Genomic DNA, 15,996 nt, shown 5'->3' on the forward strand with positions numbered 1-15,996 from the left:
CCATGGCCCCAAGCTCTTACCAGCCGCCTACACGCGGCGACAAGGCCGATGCCACCACCCGCAGCCAGTCGATCGAGTCGAATTTGTCGCATTCCAATACAACCGTGGCAAAGCTGCTGGAAGGCAAAGGGGACGCCGTGATCGCCGTTCGGCCCAACGACACCATTCATTCGGTCGTCGACATTCTGCGCGACAAACATATCGGCGCGGTTGTGGTGACCGATCAGAACGGCGCTTTGCAAGGCATCCTGTCCGAACGCGATATTGTACGCCGCATGGCGGACACCCCCGGTCAAACCCTGCCGCAATCGGTCGAGGAGCTGATGACCCGCGACGTGCAGACCTGTGCCCCCGAAGACAATCTGAACACGGTTCTTAAAACCATGACCGAAGGCCGGTTCCGCCATATGCCGGTTTTGAGTGGCGGCAATTTGCGCGGGGTCATCACCATCGGCGATGTGGTTCATTTCCGTTTGAAAGAACTGGAATACGAGGCGCTTCGTATGAAGCAGATGATCGTCGGCTAGCGACGCTGCAACTTGTCAGCCTAAAGACGGGTGACGCCGTCGCGAGCGGTGCAAAGAAACCTGACCTGACCGTGTGACACCTCAGCTGCGGTCAGGATATTGGTGGCAAACGCGCCGGTATCCACCGAAATAACTCCGTTCACAACCATTGGTTCGGTCACAATCGTGTGGCCACGGATAACCCACTGCCCATCCTTGCGCTGTCGCTGGGGGAACTGGCGATGGCCCCAAAGGCAAGTCTGTCGGGATTGATTGTCAATGGGCTTGCCCGGATCAAGCGCTGCGTGAACAACGTTGACGTTGCCGTTGGTCCAGACCAGAGGGCGGTCCTGTAGCCAGCTGAGCAGGGTCTCGCCCATCTCGCTGCGCAATCTGTCGGCGATCTTTTCGGCACCGTCTGTCAATACAGCTTCATCGCTTATCCCGAACGACGCCAAGGTTTGCGCCCCTCCATTGCGCAACCACATAGCCGCCGATGGGTGCGGGTCGTCGAGAAACCGTAGAAGCATCTCCTCGTGATTGCCCAACAGACAGATGAATTCGCGATGGCCATCGCTGAGTTCGTGGACCAGGCTAAGCACCTGAGCGCTGTTTTCCCCGCGATCGATATAGTCGCCAACAAAAACAACCGGGCAATTCGTATCCAGTTCCGGCAACAACTGCTCTAACAGATCGAGACGTCCATGCACGTCTCCAATAACGTAAAACCGCGCGTCCGGCGCCAGCGTCGACGGTGCCCAATCGCACTTTGGCGCAAAGAACAGGTTTTTGATCAATCGCATCACCATTGGACATGATCCCTACCCTGCCAACGCTATTGCGGCAATTGCGGATTGCCACCTCTGCCTGCTGCCGGCGACAACGGCATTTACCCGCGTCGGATCACATGTTCATATCCCCGGACATCTTTGCGCGCCCGTATATGTGGCCGTGCGGAACCAGCACTGGAAGGATTGTTTGCCCATGGTGACCAAAGCGCAACTCGAGACCGAGTTGGAAAAGCTTCGAACACGTAATGCCCGGTTGGCGGCAAAGGCCGAAAACACCCCGGCGAACGACAAGGATTCCGATGCATCCGCACCGAACAAAACCGCCGAGGAAATCAAAGCGTTGCTGTCAGAACATGGCATTGATCTGACAAAGGCCGAAGAGGTCGGCGAAAAAGTCGTGGCCGAATTCGGTCGCCTGCAAAAATCATATCCCATCACGACCCTGATCGCGGCGTTTGCGCTGGGCTATATGGTTGGTCGAACACAAAAATAGGAAAATAATCATGAACCGGATCAGCAGGAATTTGACGACGATCTATCGAACCGAGCGGCTGATTACGCGGCGCCGATTGGCGGTTGTGCAGCAACAGACCATCTTGATGGTCTTGGCCGGAATAGCGGCACTGGCTGGGCTGGTTCTGCTAAATGTTGCATTCTTTTTCGCGCTGAAAGCCTGGGTTTCGCCCGCTTATGCGGCCGCGATCTTGGCAGTTGCAAATCTGTTTCTGTCCGGGCTGCTTGTGTTGTTCACCAAAAGTATCAGTGCCGAGGCCGAAATCGCCCCAGCGATCGAGGTTCGCGATATGGCTATCACCGATATCGAGGACGAGCTTGAGGACATGGCGGCGGACGCGAGAGATCTTGTGCAAGCCGTCAAGAATATCGGAGCAAATCCCTTCGGCGCGCTTCCGGCACTTTTGGTGCCGATCCTGTCTGCGCTTCTAAAGGAAAAGCGGGACGAGTAAGTCGGCCCGCCCATAAAAGAAAACCGGCGCCAAAAGCGCCGGTTCCCCAAGCTCTACCCGCCGAAATCGTCGAGCATGATGTCTTCGCGGTCCACGCCCAGATCCAGCAGCATGTTAATGACCGACTGGTTCATGATTGGCGGACCGCACATGTAATATTCGCAATCCTCGGGGGCCGGATGGTTCTTGAGGTATTCGTCGAACAGCACGTTGTGAATGAAGCCTGTATAGCCCTTCCAGTCATCCTCGGGCTGGGCATCCGACAGGGCGACGTGCCAGTCGAAATTATCGAACTCTTTGGCAAGCGTGTCGAAATCCTCGACAAAGAACATCTCTTTCTTTGACCGCGCACCATACCAGAAGCTGATCTTGCGGTCACGGTTCTCAAGGCGCTTGAGCTGGTCGAAGATATGGCTGCGCATCGGAGCCATGCCTGCACCACCGCCGATAAACACCATCTCTTTTTCCGTCTCGCGGGCAAAGAACTCGCCGAACGGACCCGAAATCGTGACCTTGTCGCCTGGCTTGAGGTTGAAGATGTAGGACGACATCTGACCAGCGGGAATACCTTCGGAGCCCGGAGGCGGCGAGGCAACACGGACGTTGAGCATGATCATGCCCTTTTCGTCCGGGTAGTTGGCCATCGAATAGGCACGCTCGATCGGTTCGCTCACCACGGACTTGTACTGCCACAAGTTAAAGCGGTCCCAGTCCTCGCGATATTCCTCTTCAATTTCGAAATCAGTATAGGCCAGCTGGTGCGCAGGCGCTTCGATTTGGATATAGCCACCGGCGCGGAAGTTCACATCCTCACCTTCGGGCAGGTCCAGCGTCAGGGCCTTGATGAAGGTCGCCACGTTCTCGTTCGAGCGAACCGTGCATTCCCATTTCTTGACGCCAAAGACCTCTTCGGGAACTTCGATATTCATGTCCTGCTTGACCGCGACCTGACAGGACAGACGGTCGCCACAAGCAGCTTCGCGTTTGGTAATATGGCTTTCCTCAGTCGGCAGGATCGACCCGCCGCCAGAATGCACACGGACGCGGCATTGGGCACAAGTTCCGCCACCGCCACAAGCTGACGGCACGAACAGTTTCTCTGCGGCCAGCGTCTGCAGCAGCTTACCGCCCGCCGGTACCGATATGGTTTTCTCACCGTTGATTGTGATGTTCACGTCACCGGTCGACACCAATCGCGAGCGCGCGGCCATGATGATGGCCACAAGCGCAATAACGATCAGGGTAAAAAGGACAACGCCCAGGCTAAAAGTTTCCATGCGTCCCTCCTTACAGTTTCACGCCTGAGAAGGACATGAAGGCCATTGCCATCAATCCTGCAGTGATGAAGGTGATACCCAATCCTTGCAGACCGTCGGGAATGTCCGAGTATTTCAGCTTTTCCCGAACACCCGCCATTGCGGTGATCGCCAGCGCCCAGCCGAAACCTGAGGACAGACCGTAGGTTGCCGCCTCGGCAAAGTTATAGTCGCGTTCCACCATGAACAGCGAGCCGCCCAGAATGGCGCAGTTCACCGTGATCAGCGGCAGGAAAATCCCCAGCGCGTTGTAGAGCGGTGGAAAGTACTTATCGAGGATCATTTCCAGGATCTGCACCATCGCCGCGATCACGCCGATATACGAGATCAGGCCAAGGAAGGTCAGGTCCACATCCGGGAACCCGGCCCAGGACAGCGCGCCTGGCTTCAGCAGGTAGTTCAGCAGAAGATTGTTGGTGGGCACTGTGATGGCCTGAACCAGCATCACTGAAATCCCAAGACCCAGCGCTGTCGAAATCTTCTTGGAAACAGCGATGAAGGTACACATCCCCAGAAAGAAGCTGAGTGCGAGGTTTTCGACAAAGATGGCCTTTACGGCCAGTGAGATCAGACCTTCCATCAGTGGGCCTCTACCTGCTGAATTTTGTACTCACGCTCTTCCACCTGGTTCGGCTTCCATGTCCGGAACGCCCAGATGATCAGACCGATGATGAAGAACGCCGAAGGCGGCAGCAGCAGCATGCCATTTGGTACGTACCAGCCACCATTGTTGACTGTTTGCAGAATGGTTACGCCGAACAGCGACCCTGCGCCGAAAAGCTCACGAATGAAACCGACCAGCAGCAGGATCAGGCCATAGCCCATGCCGTTGCCCATACCGTCGATGAAAGACGCTACCGGCGGGTTCTTCATCGCAAACGCCTCGGCCCGGCCCATCACGATGCAGTTGGTGATGATAAGGCCCACGAACACGGACAGAGTTTTCGAAATCTCGAACGCGTAGGCCTTGAGGATCTGGTCCACCAGGATCACCAGCGAAGCGATAATCACCATCTGCACGATGATCCGGATCGAGCCGGGGATCTGGTTGCGCAGGCATGAGATGAAGAAGGATGAGAACGACGTCACGAAGATCACTGCCAGCGCCATCACCATCGACACCTGCAGCGACGAGGTCACCGCGAGCGCTGAACAGATGCCCAGCACCTGAAGTGTAATCGGGTTGTTGTCGACAAGCGGGTCGACCAGCATTTCTTTCTTGGTCTGCGACATCAAATCTCTCCTGCTTGCAGTTTGGCCAGGAACGGAGCATAGCCCGCGTCGCCCATCCAGAACTTCACCAGATTGTCGACACCGACCGAGGTCAGCGTGGCACCAGCCAGCGCGTCGACATAAAAGTCAGGCCCGGCCGCAGGCTGCGATTTCGACACGGTGATCTGTAAGTCACCATTGTCGTCACGCAGCTTTTTGCCGTTCCACAACGCCCTCCAGCGCGGGTTGTCCACTTCGGCCCCAAGGCCCGGCGTTTCACCGTGCTGATAGAATTGCAGGCCGAAGATGTCGTTGCCGTTGTTTTCCAGCGCTATGAAGCCAAAGAGGGTCGACCAAAGGCCGTAGCCGTGCAGCGGCAGTACTACCTTGTCCAAACCACCAGATTCGTCGCGGAGCAGATAGATCACCCGGTATTTGGATTTGCGGCCAATGCCCGCTGGATCATCGTCCAGCGCCACGCTCAACTCGGGATCGCTGGCAGCGGCGATATCATCAAACGTGGCGGCGTCGAACTGATCGTCAACGAACTCACCTGTCGACAACTCAAGCACATGCGGCTCGAACGCGGCGAAGGCTTCGGTCACATCAATGCCAGGCTCGTAGACACCTGCAACCTGCAAAACGTTGACCTGCTTGTCCTTCAGACGGTTGACCTCCTGCACGGGGCGCAGGCTGACAGCAGCTGCGGAAACGACCATCGACGCTACCAGACAGACCGCCACCGCGATGAAGATCGTCTTGCCGACCGAGTCGGGCGATGCCGCCAAAAACTTGGCAATCATGCCCTTGGGTTCTTGAGGTTGCGGATCAGACATGGCGACGCGCCCTCCGTTTGATGTTGGCCTGCACGACGAAATAGTCGATCAGCGGTGCAAAGACGTTGCCGAACAGGATGGCCAGCATCATGCCTTCGGGGAAGGCCGGGTTGATCACACGGATCATCACAACCATGACACCGATCAGCGCACCATAGATATAGCGGCCAAGATTGGTGTGGCTGGCAGATACCGGCTCGGTCACCATGAAGGCCAGACCAAAGGCGTAACCGCCGATGACAACATGCCAGTACCACGGCATCGCAAACATCGGATTGGTGTCCGATCCGATCAGGTTTAACAATAGGGTAAAGCCAATCGTGCCGGCCAGACATCCAACGATCAGGCGGTAGTTGGCGATCCGCGTCATCAGCAAAAAGGCCAGGCCGATCATGATGGCCAGCGTCGAGGTCTCGCCAAAACTGCCCTGAATAGTGCCGAAGAAGGCGTTCCACCAGGTGATCCCATCGGTGGCCAGCGCCTCATATCCCTTTGAGGCGGAAACCGATAACGCAGTTGCGCCCGAAAACCCGTCGACCGGGGTCCAGACAGTGTCGCCCGACATGTTCGCCGGATAGGCAAAGTACAGGAAGGCACGCCCGACAAGCGCGGGATTGAGGAAGTTCTTACCGGTGCCGCCAAAAACCTCTTTGCCGATGACCACACCGAAGATGATGCCCAATGCCACCTGCCAAAGCGGTGCCGAAGCGGGCATGATCAGGGTGTAAAGCATTGACGTAACAAGGAAACCTTCGTTCACTTCGTGACCACGCACGGTCGCGAAAATGACCTCGAAAATACCACCGGCAACCAGCGTCACGATGTAGATCGGTAGGAAATACATCAGCCCGTGCATGACGCATGCAAAGATACTGTCCGGGTTCAGCGAAATGCCAAATGTCTGCAATATCGCAATCCGCCAGCCCGTCGCTGAATCCGGCCCCAACGCAGCTATGGCCGAGTTCGCCTGATAGCCAGTGTTGTACATCCCCCACAGAATGCAGGGGATCGTCGCGATCACGACATAGGTCATGATCCGCTTCATATCGACGTAAGACCGTGCGTGCGGTGCAGCAGTGGTTACGGTTTTCGGAGTGTAAATGAAGCTTTCCACCATCTCGTAGATGGGAAAATATTTCTCGTACTTGCCGCCTTTGGTAAAGTTCGGCTCAATCCGATCAAAGAAGTTGCGCAAACCCATTCGGATCAGCCCTCCTTTTCAATTTTGTTCAGGCAGTCGCGCAGCGCCAGCCCGTATTCATATTTTGCCGGACAGGCAAAACCCACAAGGCCCATGTCCTCTTCGTCCAGTTCCAGCGCGCCCAGAGCCTGTGCAGTATCGGTATCCATGACCAGCAGCGCCCGCAGCAGCTGGGTCGGCAGATAGTCCTGCGGCATCAGCTGCTCGAACGTACCCGTTGGAACCATCGCGCGACGCCCGCCGTTCAGGTTCGAAGTGAACGCAAACAGTTTCTTGGCAAAGGCCGAGCCCAGAACCGGTTGCACCGCGTATTTGGACGGCATGGGAAGAATCCAGCCCAGCGTATGCTGGTCGGGATCTTCGCGAATGATCGCAACCTGACGCGCGAAACGACCAAGATAGGCTGTCGGGCCTTCGGCCTGTGTACCGGACAGGATCGAACCCGAGATGATCCGCGCCGTTCCGTCAACCGAGACCTCATCCCGCGTCAGATCATCGGTCGAGGCACCCATGACGGTGCGGATCAGGCGCGGTTGACGCGCGCCAGGACCAGCCAACGCAATCACGACATTCGGATCCAGATGACCGGTCTGCACCAGTCGACCGATGGCGATCACATCCTGATAGCCGATCGTCCAAACCTGCTTGTCACCGGCGAGTGGTTCCAGAAAATGGATATGCGTCCCAGCCAAACCCGCTGGGTGCGGCCCTGAGAAGGATGCGGCCTCGACCCCCTGCACATCAGAGCCCGGAACCGAGGTTTCTTCGCCGTGGCACAGATACGTCTTCCCATCTGTCAGATGGGTAATGGCGGCCAAACCTGCGGCAAAAGCATCGGCCGCATCGGCAATGATCAGCGCGGCATCACCGGCCAGGGGATCTGTATCTATCGCCGTCACGAAGATTGCTGCCGGTTTGCTGCCGGGTTGCGGCATCTTCGAATAAGGCCGCGTGCGGAATGCGGTCCACAGACCGGCCGCGCAAAGTTTGGCCGTCACGCCTTCGGCGCTTGTTGCGTCACCAATTGCGGAAAAGTCCACGCCGGTGTCATTCGCGTCAGAAACCTCGATGACAACGCTTTGCAAAACCCGTCGGGCGCCTCGGTTTATGGCCACGACCTTGCCGCTCAGCGGGGCGACCATCATCGCATCAGGTGCATCCTTGTGGCAGAACAGCGGCGTACCGCGCTGCACGTCCTCGCCTTCCTGCACCAGCATTTTGGGTTTGAGACCGATGTAATCGCCGCCCAGCACACCAACGGTCGAAAACTCTGGCCCGGGGTGGATTTTTTGTTCGGGCGCGCCCTCAACCGGCAGGTCCAGCCCTTTTTTCAGTTTGAAAGTTTGCATGTCGCTACGTTCTTCCAAGCCTCTTTCTTGCGCCTCATGTTTCCTGCCGTCACCCGACGATTCGAAACAGTGCGAATGATCAAACCCGGCACCGACGAAACCGTCAGCAGCCAGCAAGAATCCGCGGGCATTATTCCGATCACGGCCCCTTTACGCGGGGATGACCACAAACGCAAACCCGTTACCGCCTAAATTTCTACGTCATTACCATATTCTGACCCGGGTGCGCCATCTGGGCATCTAAAAAAGCCACTATTTTGCCTGTCGCACCTGATGTGCAACCGGTGTAAGCACAGAAAATGACCAGCACCGATGACATGGAACTTTTTCTGATCGCCACTCCGGGACTCGAAGCGCCCTTGCTCGCCGAAGCTGTCGAGCATGGGTTTGAGTCCGCCCGCGCCGTCGCCGGCGGTGTGTCATGTCGCGGAAACTGGGCTGAGGTTTGGCGCGCAAATCTGGTTTTGCGGGGCGCCAACAAGGTTCTGGTACGGATGGGCAGTTTCCCGGCGGTTCATCTGGCGCAATTGGACAAACGTGCGCGCAAGTTTCCGTGGTCCGATTTTCTACGCCCGGATGTTCCCGTAAAGGTCGAGGCGACCAGTCGCAAATCCAGAATCTATCACGCCGGGGCCGCGCGTCAGCGCGTAGAGCGTGCAATCGCGGAAACGTTGGGTGCGCCCATTCAGTCTGACGCCAGCCTCCGTGTTCTGCTGCGAATCGAAAAAGACATCTGCACCTTCTCGGTCGACAGCTCGGGCGAGCCCCTGCACAAACGCGGCCACAAGGCTGCGGTTGCCAAGGCCCCGATGCGGGAAACGATGGCGGCAATGTTTCTACGAGATTGCGGGTTCGATGGATCCGAACCGGTTCTGGACCCGATGTGTGGATCGGGAACCTTCGTCATAGAGGCCGCCGAAATCGCGTTGGGGCTGCTTCCAGGCCGAGCGCGACGTTTCGCGTTTCAGGATTTGGCGGGATTCGACGACCTCGCCTGGCAGGAGATGTGCGGCAGTGCGCAGGTGGCGGAGTGCGACCTGGTATTCAGTGGCTCGGACAGAAATACCGGAGCGGTCGAGGCCGCATCGACCAATGCCAAGCGTGCGGGCGTCGAGCCCGTCACGCGGTTCCAACACCGCGCCGTCAGCGACATCAAGCCGCCACCCGGCCCTGCTGGTCTGGTGATCGTGAATCCGCCCTATGGTGCACGCATTGGTGACGAAAAGCGGCTGCGATCATTGTATGGCAGTCTTGGCAAGACGTTGATGACACGGTTCAAAGGGTGGCGCGCCGGGATCGTGACCAGCAATGCGGCACTCGCGCGGGCGACCCGCCTGCCTCTTCTACCACCGGGGCCGGTCGTGGACCATGGCGGAACGAAGATACGGCTCTATCGTACTGATCCACTCTCTTAGACGATCGACGTCAGTTCATCCGTTTCCGGATGTGTCGCGCTGGGGGCGATTTGACCGTTTGACCCTGACGGTGCTGTAAGCATGCATCGCAAGTGTTGGCCGAGGTGATACCATGATCCAGAGCGCCAATATCAGAGGGATCGAGGCGATGCTGGCAAAAGCCGCTTGATACGACAGTGTGCTGACCAGCGCGCCAGCTATGATAGGACCGGCGATTTTACCTGCGTTACGAATTGCGCCGATACTGCCGAAGGCCAACCCCAGATGCTGCGCCGGCGTTGCCGTCGCCACCAGCGACAACGTAGCCGGCCCAAACGCGCCCTGACCGGCACCGACCAGAAACGCAACTGCAAACAAGACCGCCGGTGTCGGCCCCGCCCCTGACAGAAGCAGAAGGCCCGCCGACAGGGTGGCCAGCCCCAGCAAAAGCGGAACCCCGGGGCGGGTGCGATCGGCCAGCCTCCCCATGGGCGGGCGCAACATGGCGTTTGTGGCTTCTTGAACTGCAAGAAACGTACCGATCTCGATTGGCTGATGTCCGGCGATCAGGGCCATAACGGGCAAAAAGGCTTTGACCGAATAGATCGCGATGTACGTGGTGCCTTCGATCACCGCCAGAACAAACAGAGGTCGGCTGGACAGCACGACCCGAACAGCCCCGGTCAGCGACCAGTTCGACGGTTTCACTTTGGGACCAGTATCCCTGACATAGATCGTCGGCAGGAATGCAAGCGCTGCCAAAAAGCAGGTGCTGGCATAGATCACTTCGGGCGTGGCAAATGTAAGGGCCACCCCCCCGATCAGAGGGCCGAGGATATAGGAAAATGTCCGCGCCAATCCGAACCAGCCAAAGGCCTCGGCAGAATGCTTGCGCCGCCATGATGCAACATAAGCCAAAGTCACAGGACCATAGATCGCGGTCGCCAGCCCGTGCACGATCCTCAGTGCAAACAGGTCGGTTGGGTTCTCGACAAACAGGTAGAAGGCAGGAACCAGCGTAAACAGCGCGGTCCCCAAGATTAGCCATATCCTTCTGCCACGATAGTCGGACAGCAGCCCGAACAGCGGCTTCAGAAACAAACCCGTTGCCGTCGAAACCGACACGATTGCGCCCAAAAGCAGCGGTGTCGCGCCTAGCCCATGGGCAAAGACCGGCAGCACGGGGGCTTTGCCGATTTGATAGCTTGTCCGGACGATGAAATCAGCAAGGAACAAGGCCAGCAGCGAGGACGTGCCGGTCGCCCTCTGCGCGTTTGCGGAGGCCAGGTCCGCCTTACTCATCTCCATAGCGTCTCAGGTGCGAGACCGAGGTGGGCCGGAAAAGCTTGCGCCTTGCAAACAGGAAAGCAAAACCCGCCACCGCAAACAGGATCGCCACCAACAGAAACAACGCCATGAAAAGCAGGCCAACAAAAGCACCGACTAGAAACACCGCAACCAGCGCTGCAAGGCCCGGCGACACGGCACCAAGAACACCGACGCGCACGCGCGGTCGCACCGGTGTGCTTTGTTCAAACCGCGTAATCTGACGACGATCGGTCAACAGGATTTCCCCGCTTTGATCATGTCTCCCAGCTCTTGCCCGGCCCAGCATTTCAACGCCGATTTCAGCGTCCGCTTCAGATGGCCGGTCACAAAGATCGACACTTTCTTGTTGTCCGGGTCGTCGGTTTCGATCTCGATCTCGCAGCAGGCAGAATTGTTGCATGTTGGCGTGTACTTCACGGTCAGATCCAGACAGGACCCGGATTTCACCGTCGCCGGGAACGGGTTACTGACGATCTTGAAGTTCAGACATTTCTGATCGCAGCGATCTTTGCGCGGTTCGTACTTGTCGTCACAATCGCCGCAACCACAATCGCATCCGCAGCCTTCACCGCAATGCGCCAGTTCCTCGCACTTTGTTGGCGGCTTGAACGCAACTTTGGTGACGTGAAGATCACAATCTCCTGTATTGCAGATCGCAAAGGTGGTCAGGGCGTGGGTGCCGAGTTCGACCCCTCCGAAACATCCCGTTCCAGTGATCGTCAGCTTGCCGCTTGGCGCAAATCCCGTCAGATCGATCGATGTCGGGCTTGCCGGATCGTCGCTTACGACAGAGATCGTGGTCGATTTTGCACCAAACGAGGTTGGCTGGAACCGTATCTGCACAGGCACCGCCGCGCCCGGAGCAATCACCAGCGGGAAGATCAGAACCTGCGGCACGATGAATTCGACCGAACTCGAGGTTATCGAGGAAATCGTCAGCGGGCATTTTCCACTGTTGGACAGGACCAATGGCTTGTCGCTTATATGATCGACACAGACATTGCCAAAATCGCCGTCATCGGCAAAGGACAACACCAGCCTCGGCGGCGGAGCGTTGCCACGAACGTCCATTTGCGCCGGGCTGTTCAGATCATTGCTGCTGACAAGAATGCTTGCCGCGTCGCTGCCAAAGCCCGAAGGTTCATAGCGCAACGGCAAGGTTACACTTGCGCCGGGCGCTACCTTCAGCGGGAAAGACACCGTGTTGGGAACAAAGAACTCTGGCGCTGAGGATCCGATGCCGCTGACCAGCAGCGGACATTGGCCCGAGTTGTTTATGACAAGCCCCTGATCGCGGAACTTGCCAACGCAAACATCGCCAAAGTCGCCATCGTCAGCGATCGACAGTTCGGCGTTCGCGGTTCCACCTGTCCCGCTTGCCAGCAGATCAACCGTTGGCGATTCGGCGTCATTGGACGCGATCCGAATGGTCGCCAGATCATCTGCACCAGGTGCCGAAGGCGAATAAGTCAGGGTGAAATCGACCTCACCGCCCGGAGCAATCGACAATGGCGTTGAAGGAAACGCTTCGACACTAAATGCCGTAGAGCCGAGGATGCGCTGCACGCTTTTGATGATCAAATCGGCCGTGCCGACATTGAAGACCTGTAACGTCAGCGAGACCGGACCTTCGCAGACCGTGCCGAACTCAAACCGGTCTTGCAGGTTCACGGCAATCACCGGGCCTTGCGGCTTGGCAAATTCAAAGACACCACGCCCGTAGGTCGCCGCCCGCAAAACGTTCGAGCCGCGCCCGATCACGATGTCCGTCACCGGCGCATTCGGGAAATGCAGATCGTCCATTACATACCAGGTGTTACCCCGGTCTACAGACCGCAAAACCCCCAGATCGCACCCTGCATAAAGGGTCGAGGGCGTCTCATCCCCATCCAATGCAATCGCGCCGAACGGCACGTTCACAGCGGGCGAGATATCGGCCCATTGGGTGCCGCCAATCGTTGTTCGGAACACATGCCCCGGTGAAGCCGCTGATGCGAACCCACCCAGCACGCAAAAGATCGCCGTTTCATCATTTGGGTCAAAAGCCGAGCGTGTGACGTTCCGGCCCGGCAGGTTACGCGTAATATTCGCGAAGGTCACGCCGTTTGGCAATCCAACCGTTGCTGCCAGCGCATTGGTCGACACAAAGACCTGCCCTCCCGCCGAGATGACTACATTGTTGCCATTTGTTTGCGAAACAGCGATGCGCGGGGTAATGAACCCAGACGCAATCGGGAAGATTGTGCGCCACGTCGTCCCGCCATCAAGGCTTTGCCAGATGTTGGCGTTGCTCGCCACGTAAAAGACGCCGTCATTGCCTGGATCAGCGGCAAGGCTTGCCAGATAGAACGCGTCTTCGGCGCTGCCTGCGGCCCAGGGTGTCACGTCACCCGTGCTGCCACCGTCATCTGTGGACCGAACAACGCGCGTTGCGGGATTGCTGCTGTTACGTGTCAGCAGCAACCGGTCTGCGGTCAGCCCGTCATAGACGATGTCCCAACCGTCCGCACCGCCGATAGATGTCCAACCCAGAGGCCCATCCGTGCGTTTGTGCCCATTGTCCTGGAACCCCGCGACTGTCACATCCCCAGCAGCTCCGGGCTTGATGTCCATGTTGTAGATCAGCGTCGTCTGGAACCCGCCCGAGTTTAAGGCTGTCCAAGTCCCGCCATCGTCCGTGGACCGAAAAATACCGCCATCATTGCCACAATATATCGTCGTCGTGGCCGGTGCCGGTGGCTGAAAGAACCCCCAGGCATGTGTGTCAGCATGAAGGCCGTTGGAGATGTTGGTGAAATTTGCACCGGAATCATCCGAGCGCACCTGATTTTGGGTACCCCAGTACAAAATGTCATTTGCCCCGTCACCGGGTGAGGCCGGATCGATCGCGAGCGTCATGCAATACCCGGCAAAGGTCGTGGCCGCCGCTGCGCCGCCTGCGGCCTGCTGGGTCCATGTCGCGCCCTGATCGGTACTCATGAACAGGCCGATCGGGTCCGGGGTCGAACCCCTATTGGCATGTGCGATGACCGCATAAATCACCTGAATGCCGCCCGCTGCCGGTGGCGATGTCGCAGGTGCCAGACGCGCAAGCACCTGACCCATTACGACCCCGCCGCCCAGAACAGCAGCGACGGCAGGTGTGGCCGTTGTCATTACGGGGGCCCAATTCGCACCGCCGTCAGTGGACTGCGACACGCCCTGCCCGCTCATCCCTGCGTAAAGAATACGCGCACCGGCTGGCGAGGTTGTATCAAGCTCCAGTGACCGCGCATCGAAACCGGCAGTGCCGGTGCCACGGACCCAATTCTGGCCAGCGTCGTTCGAGACCCAAACGCCCGTGCTTGTCGCCGCATAGATGATCTGAGAGTTCGCCGGATCCACGATAATGGAATTGACATTACGGTTCGCAAAGTCGTCCGCGTTTCCGTCATTGCCCTCGGGATAACCCGAGCCCAGCAATATCCAACTGGATCCGCCATCCGAAGACTTGAAGATTCCGACCCGTTGCTGAACCGAAACCGCACCTCGTGTACTGGTTCCAACGTATAAAACATCGGTGTCACCAGGATCGATCGCGATGCAATTGGGCTCACCTATTGCAAGACAAAGCTCTTCGTCGAATAGCGCCAGCCAATTTGCGCCTCCGTCGCCGGTTTTCCAGACGCCACCATCCGCTGTACCGATATATACAATATCCGGATCGCTGGGATGGGTCGCGATGGATGTGACAAGACCGTTGTCTTCGCGACCGCCGGTAATTGGGCTGGGTCCGATGGGTTTCCAAACTGTTCCGGGGATCATTTTTCACCTCCCGTATCGCTGTCAGAATCGTCGGTCGGTGCGGGAGGTATAAAGGCCGGCTTCCCGCGGATCGCACCGGGGAGTTTCTGAAACTGTTCAACAGCCCGCGCATAAGCTTGAGACGAGGGGTCCTCGCCGCCTTCCAGCCGGTGCTTCAGGAATGCCTCATGAACGTCCAGATTTTCGGGGCCTTCACCCAGCGGTTCTTCGCCACCACCGCCGCCATATCCGCCGCCGCTACCGCCGCCGGATCCGCCAGAGCCCTTTTTCCTGGGTTTACGTGGTTTTGCCTTCGTCGTCTTTTCTTTCGCCATGGTCGGACGCTCCTCGGATGGTGAGGGTCCCGGTTCCAATCGGCAGATGATCTAACGGCCTGGACTAACGGAACAGGCTTGCAAAACTGGTACAAAAACAACCTGACTACGCCCTTGTACGAGGGCGCATTTGACAGACTCTGCCATTCACAGACTTGAGCTTTCGGAACTGGGTACAGACTCAATAATTTAAGTTAAATATTGGGGCGAAGTGTACCAGTTCGCCCTGATTCCGTCAAACGCATGGCTTTCCGGTAGCGCTGCAGGGGTCGTTTGAGCAAATCGTAGGGCGAATTAGTATTCAAAGATACCTACGGCACAATTTGAAGAACCAACCCGGACGCCCTGAGGTCCAATTTTGGGAAACGCTGCGATACGCCTTTTATTCGTGTGGTTGCGACCAAGCTAAGCACCAAAAATCCCTCTTGCACATCCAACGCCTCAGGTATAGATGACCCGCCACGGTCGGAGTGTAGCTCAGCCTGGTAGAGCACTGTCTTCGGGAGGCAGGGGTCGGAGGTTCGAATCCTCTCACTCCGACCAAAAAATACAATAATTACTGAATTTTACGGATCAGTCGACTAGCTGCCACCGCACTACAATTTCGCGGGGCAGCACCGGGGCAGCACCGCAAGAACAGTTTAAGTCAGCAACAAAAATACTCAATATTTTTCACCGCTAGCCTTCTTGCGCGAGTTTTCGCACTCCCCTTCAATGGCAGTGTAATGCTCTCTACGAAGCGAAAAAAATGTCCACACGTCATAAGGTTAATCTAGCGCAGCAACCCACGTCTCATCGCTGTTCGAGAAGTACAACAAAAATTCAGAATAGGTTCAAAAAAGTAAGAACAACAACACTCTATCAGCGAGACCTTGGCAGTTCAAGAGGTGTCGGCTTAAGTATTTGTAATTATTTACCAATTTAGGTTTTTTGCAAAATTTGCTTTAGAAGGCTAGCATAGAGCCATTCGTTTGATTTT

The 15,996-nt window shown here is 57.3% G+C and carries 15 protein-coding genes and 1 tRNA gene; 5 read left to right on the plus strand and 11 right to left on the minus strand.

Going from position 1 to position 15,996, the window contains the following annotated elements:
• Positions 1 to 2: 2 nt before the first annotated feature.
• Positions 3 to 527, plus strand: a complete 525-nt coding sequence (locus ACR0JA_RS10940) for a CBS domain-containing protein (protein ID WP_480574078.1) — start codon at positions 3 to 5, stop codon at positions 525 to 527.
• A gap of 20 nt (positions 528 to 547) precedes the next feature.
• On the opposite strand, the gene ACR0JA_RS10945 is transcribed toward ACR0JA_RS10940, so the two are convergent.
• The gene (locus ACR0JA_RS10945; RefSeq protein ID WP_480574081.1) at positions 548 to 1,315 is read right to left on the minus strand and encodes a metallophosphoesterase; all 768 of its coding nucleotides are present in this window, start codon (positions 1,313 to 1,315) and stop codon (positions 548 to 550) included.
• Between ACR0JA_RS10945 and ACR0JA_RS10950 the strand changes: the two genes are divergently transcribed.
• Complete coding sequence (locus ACR0JA_RS10950) at positions 1,296 to 1,790, plus strand: hypothetical protein (RefSeq protein ID WP_480574084.1); 495 nt, start codon at positions 1,296 to 1,298, stop codon at positions 1,788 to 1,790. The genes ACR0JA_RS10945 and ACR0JA_RS10950 overlap by 20 nt on opposite strands.
• 10 nt (positions 1,791 to 1,800) lie before the next feature.
• Entirely contained in the window at positions 1,801 to 2,262 is a 462-nt protein-coding gene (locus tag ACR0JA_RS10955) for a hypothetical protein (protein ID WP_480574087.1), read from the plus strand.
• A 53-nt stretch (positions 2,263 to 2,315) separates the two neighbouring features.
• Here ACR0JA_RS10955 and nqrF read toward each other — a convergent pair whose 3' ends face one another.
• The 6 genes from nqrF to ACR0JA_RS10985 are packed head-to-tail and all read right to left on the minus strand — an operon-like array spanning position 2,316 to position 8,176.
• Positions 2,316 to 3,539, minus strand: a complete 1,224-nt coding sequence (gene nqrF, locus ACR0JA_RS10960) for an NADH:ubiquinone reductase (Na(+)-transporting) subunit F (RefSeq protein WP_480574089.1) — start codon at positions 3,537 to 3,539, stop codon at positions 2,316 to 2,318.
• Positions 3,540 to 3,549: 10 nt separating this feature from the next.
• The gene (nqrE, locus tag ACR0JA_RS10965; protein WP_480574092.1) at positions 3,550 to 4,158 is read right to left on the minus strand and encodes an NADH:ubiquinone reductase (Na(+)-transporting) subunit E; all 609 of its coding nucleotides are present in this window, start codon (positions 4,156 to 4,158) and stop codon (positions 3,550 to 3,552) included.
• A complete protein-coding gene (locus tag ACR0JA_RS10970; RefSeq protein ID WP_170710614.1) occupies positions 4,158 to 4,811 on the minus strand; it encodes an NADH:ubiquinone reductase (Na(+)-transporting) subunit D in 654 nt (217 codons plus the stop codon). The genes nqrE and ACR0JA_RS10970 overlap by 1 nt, the downstream gene beginning before the upstream one ends.
• A complete protein-coding gene (locus tag ACR0JA_RS10975; RefSeq protein ID WP_480574095.1) occupies positions 4,811 to 5,626 on the minus strand; it encodes a Na(+)-translocating NADH-quinone reductase subunit C in 816 nt (271 codons plus the stop codon). Before ACR0JA_RS10975 ends, ACR0JA_RS10970 begins: the two co-directional genes overlap by 1 nt.
• Entirely contained in the window at positions 5,619 to 6,827 is a 1,209-nt protein-coding gene (locus tag ACR0JA_RS10980; RefSeq protein ID WP_480574098.1) for an NADH:ubiquinone reductase (Na(+)-transporting) subunit B, read from the minus strand. Before ACR0JA_RS10980 ends, ACR0JA_RS10975 begins: the two co-directional genes overlap by 8 nt.
• 5 nt (positions 6,828 to 6,832) lie before the next feature.
• Positions 6,833 to 8,176 (minus strand): Na(+)-translocating NADH-quinone reductase subunit A, encoded by a 1,344-nt coding sequence (locus ACR0JA_RS10985; RefSeq protein WP_480574101.1) that lies wholly within the window; start codon positions 8,174 to 8,176, stop codon positions 6,833 to 6,835.
• Between the two features lie 299 nt (positions 8,177 to 8,475).
• Here ACR0JA_RS10985 and ACR0JA_RS10990 point away from each other — a divergent pair, with 299 nt between their 5' ends.
• The gene (locus ACR0JA_RS10990) at positions 8,476 to 9,591 is read left to right on the plus strand and encodes a THUMP domain-containing class I SAM-dependent RNA methyltransferase (protein ID WP_480574104.1); all 1,116 of its coding nucleotides are present in this window, start codon (positions 8,476 to 8,478) and stop codon (positions 9,589 to 9,591) included.
• Positions 9,592 to 9,606: 15 nt separating this feature from the next.
• Here the strand turns inward: ACR0JA_RS10990 and ACR0JA_RS10995 are convergent, their stop codons facing one another.
• From ACR0JA_RS10995 to ACR0JA_RS11010, 4 genes are read right to left on the minus strand one after another with little or no spacing between them, the layout of a single operon-like run.
• A complete protein-coding gene (locus ACR0JA_RS10995; RefSeq protein WP_480574107.1) occupies positions 9,607 to 10,872 on the minus strand; it encodes an MFS transporter in 1,266 nt (421 codons plus the stop codon).
• The gene (locus ACR0JA_RS11000; protein WP_480574110.1) at positions 10,865 to 11,134 is read right to left on the minus strand and encodes a hypothetical protein; all 270 of its coding nucleotides are present in this window, start codon (positions 11,132 to 11,134) and stop codon (positions 10,865 to 10,867) included. Before ACR0JA_RS11000 ends, ACR0JA_RS10995 begins: the two co-directional genes overlap by 8 nt.
• Positions 11,131 to 14,703 (minus strand): choice-of-anchor D domain-containing protein, encoded by a 3,573-nt coding sequence (locus ACR0JA_RS11005; protein ID WP_480574113.1) that lies wholly within the window; start codon positions 14,701 to 14,703, stop codon positions 11,131 to 11,133. Before ACR0JA_RS11005 ends, ACR0JA_RS11000 begins: the two co-directional genes overlap by 4 nt.
• Positions 14,700 to 15,017, minus strand: a complete 318-nt coding sequence (locus ACR0JA_RS11010) for a hypothetical protein (RefSeq protein ID WP_480574116.1) — start codon at positions 15,015 to 15,017, stop codon at positions 14,700 to 14,702. The genes ACR0JA_RS11005 and ACR0JA_RS11010 overlap by 4 nt, the downstream gene beginning before the upstream one ends.
• Before the next feature lie 466 nt (positions 15,018 to 15,483).
• Here ACR0JA_RS11010 and ACR0JA_RS11015 point away from each other — a divergent pair.
• Positions 15,484 to 15,560 (plus strand) — tRNA-Pro (locus tag ACR0JA_RS11015).
• Positions 15,561 to 15,996: the final 436 nt, after the last annotated feature.

This window comes from Ruegeria sp. AM4 (genome assembly GCF_056540665.1).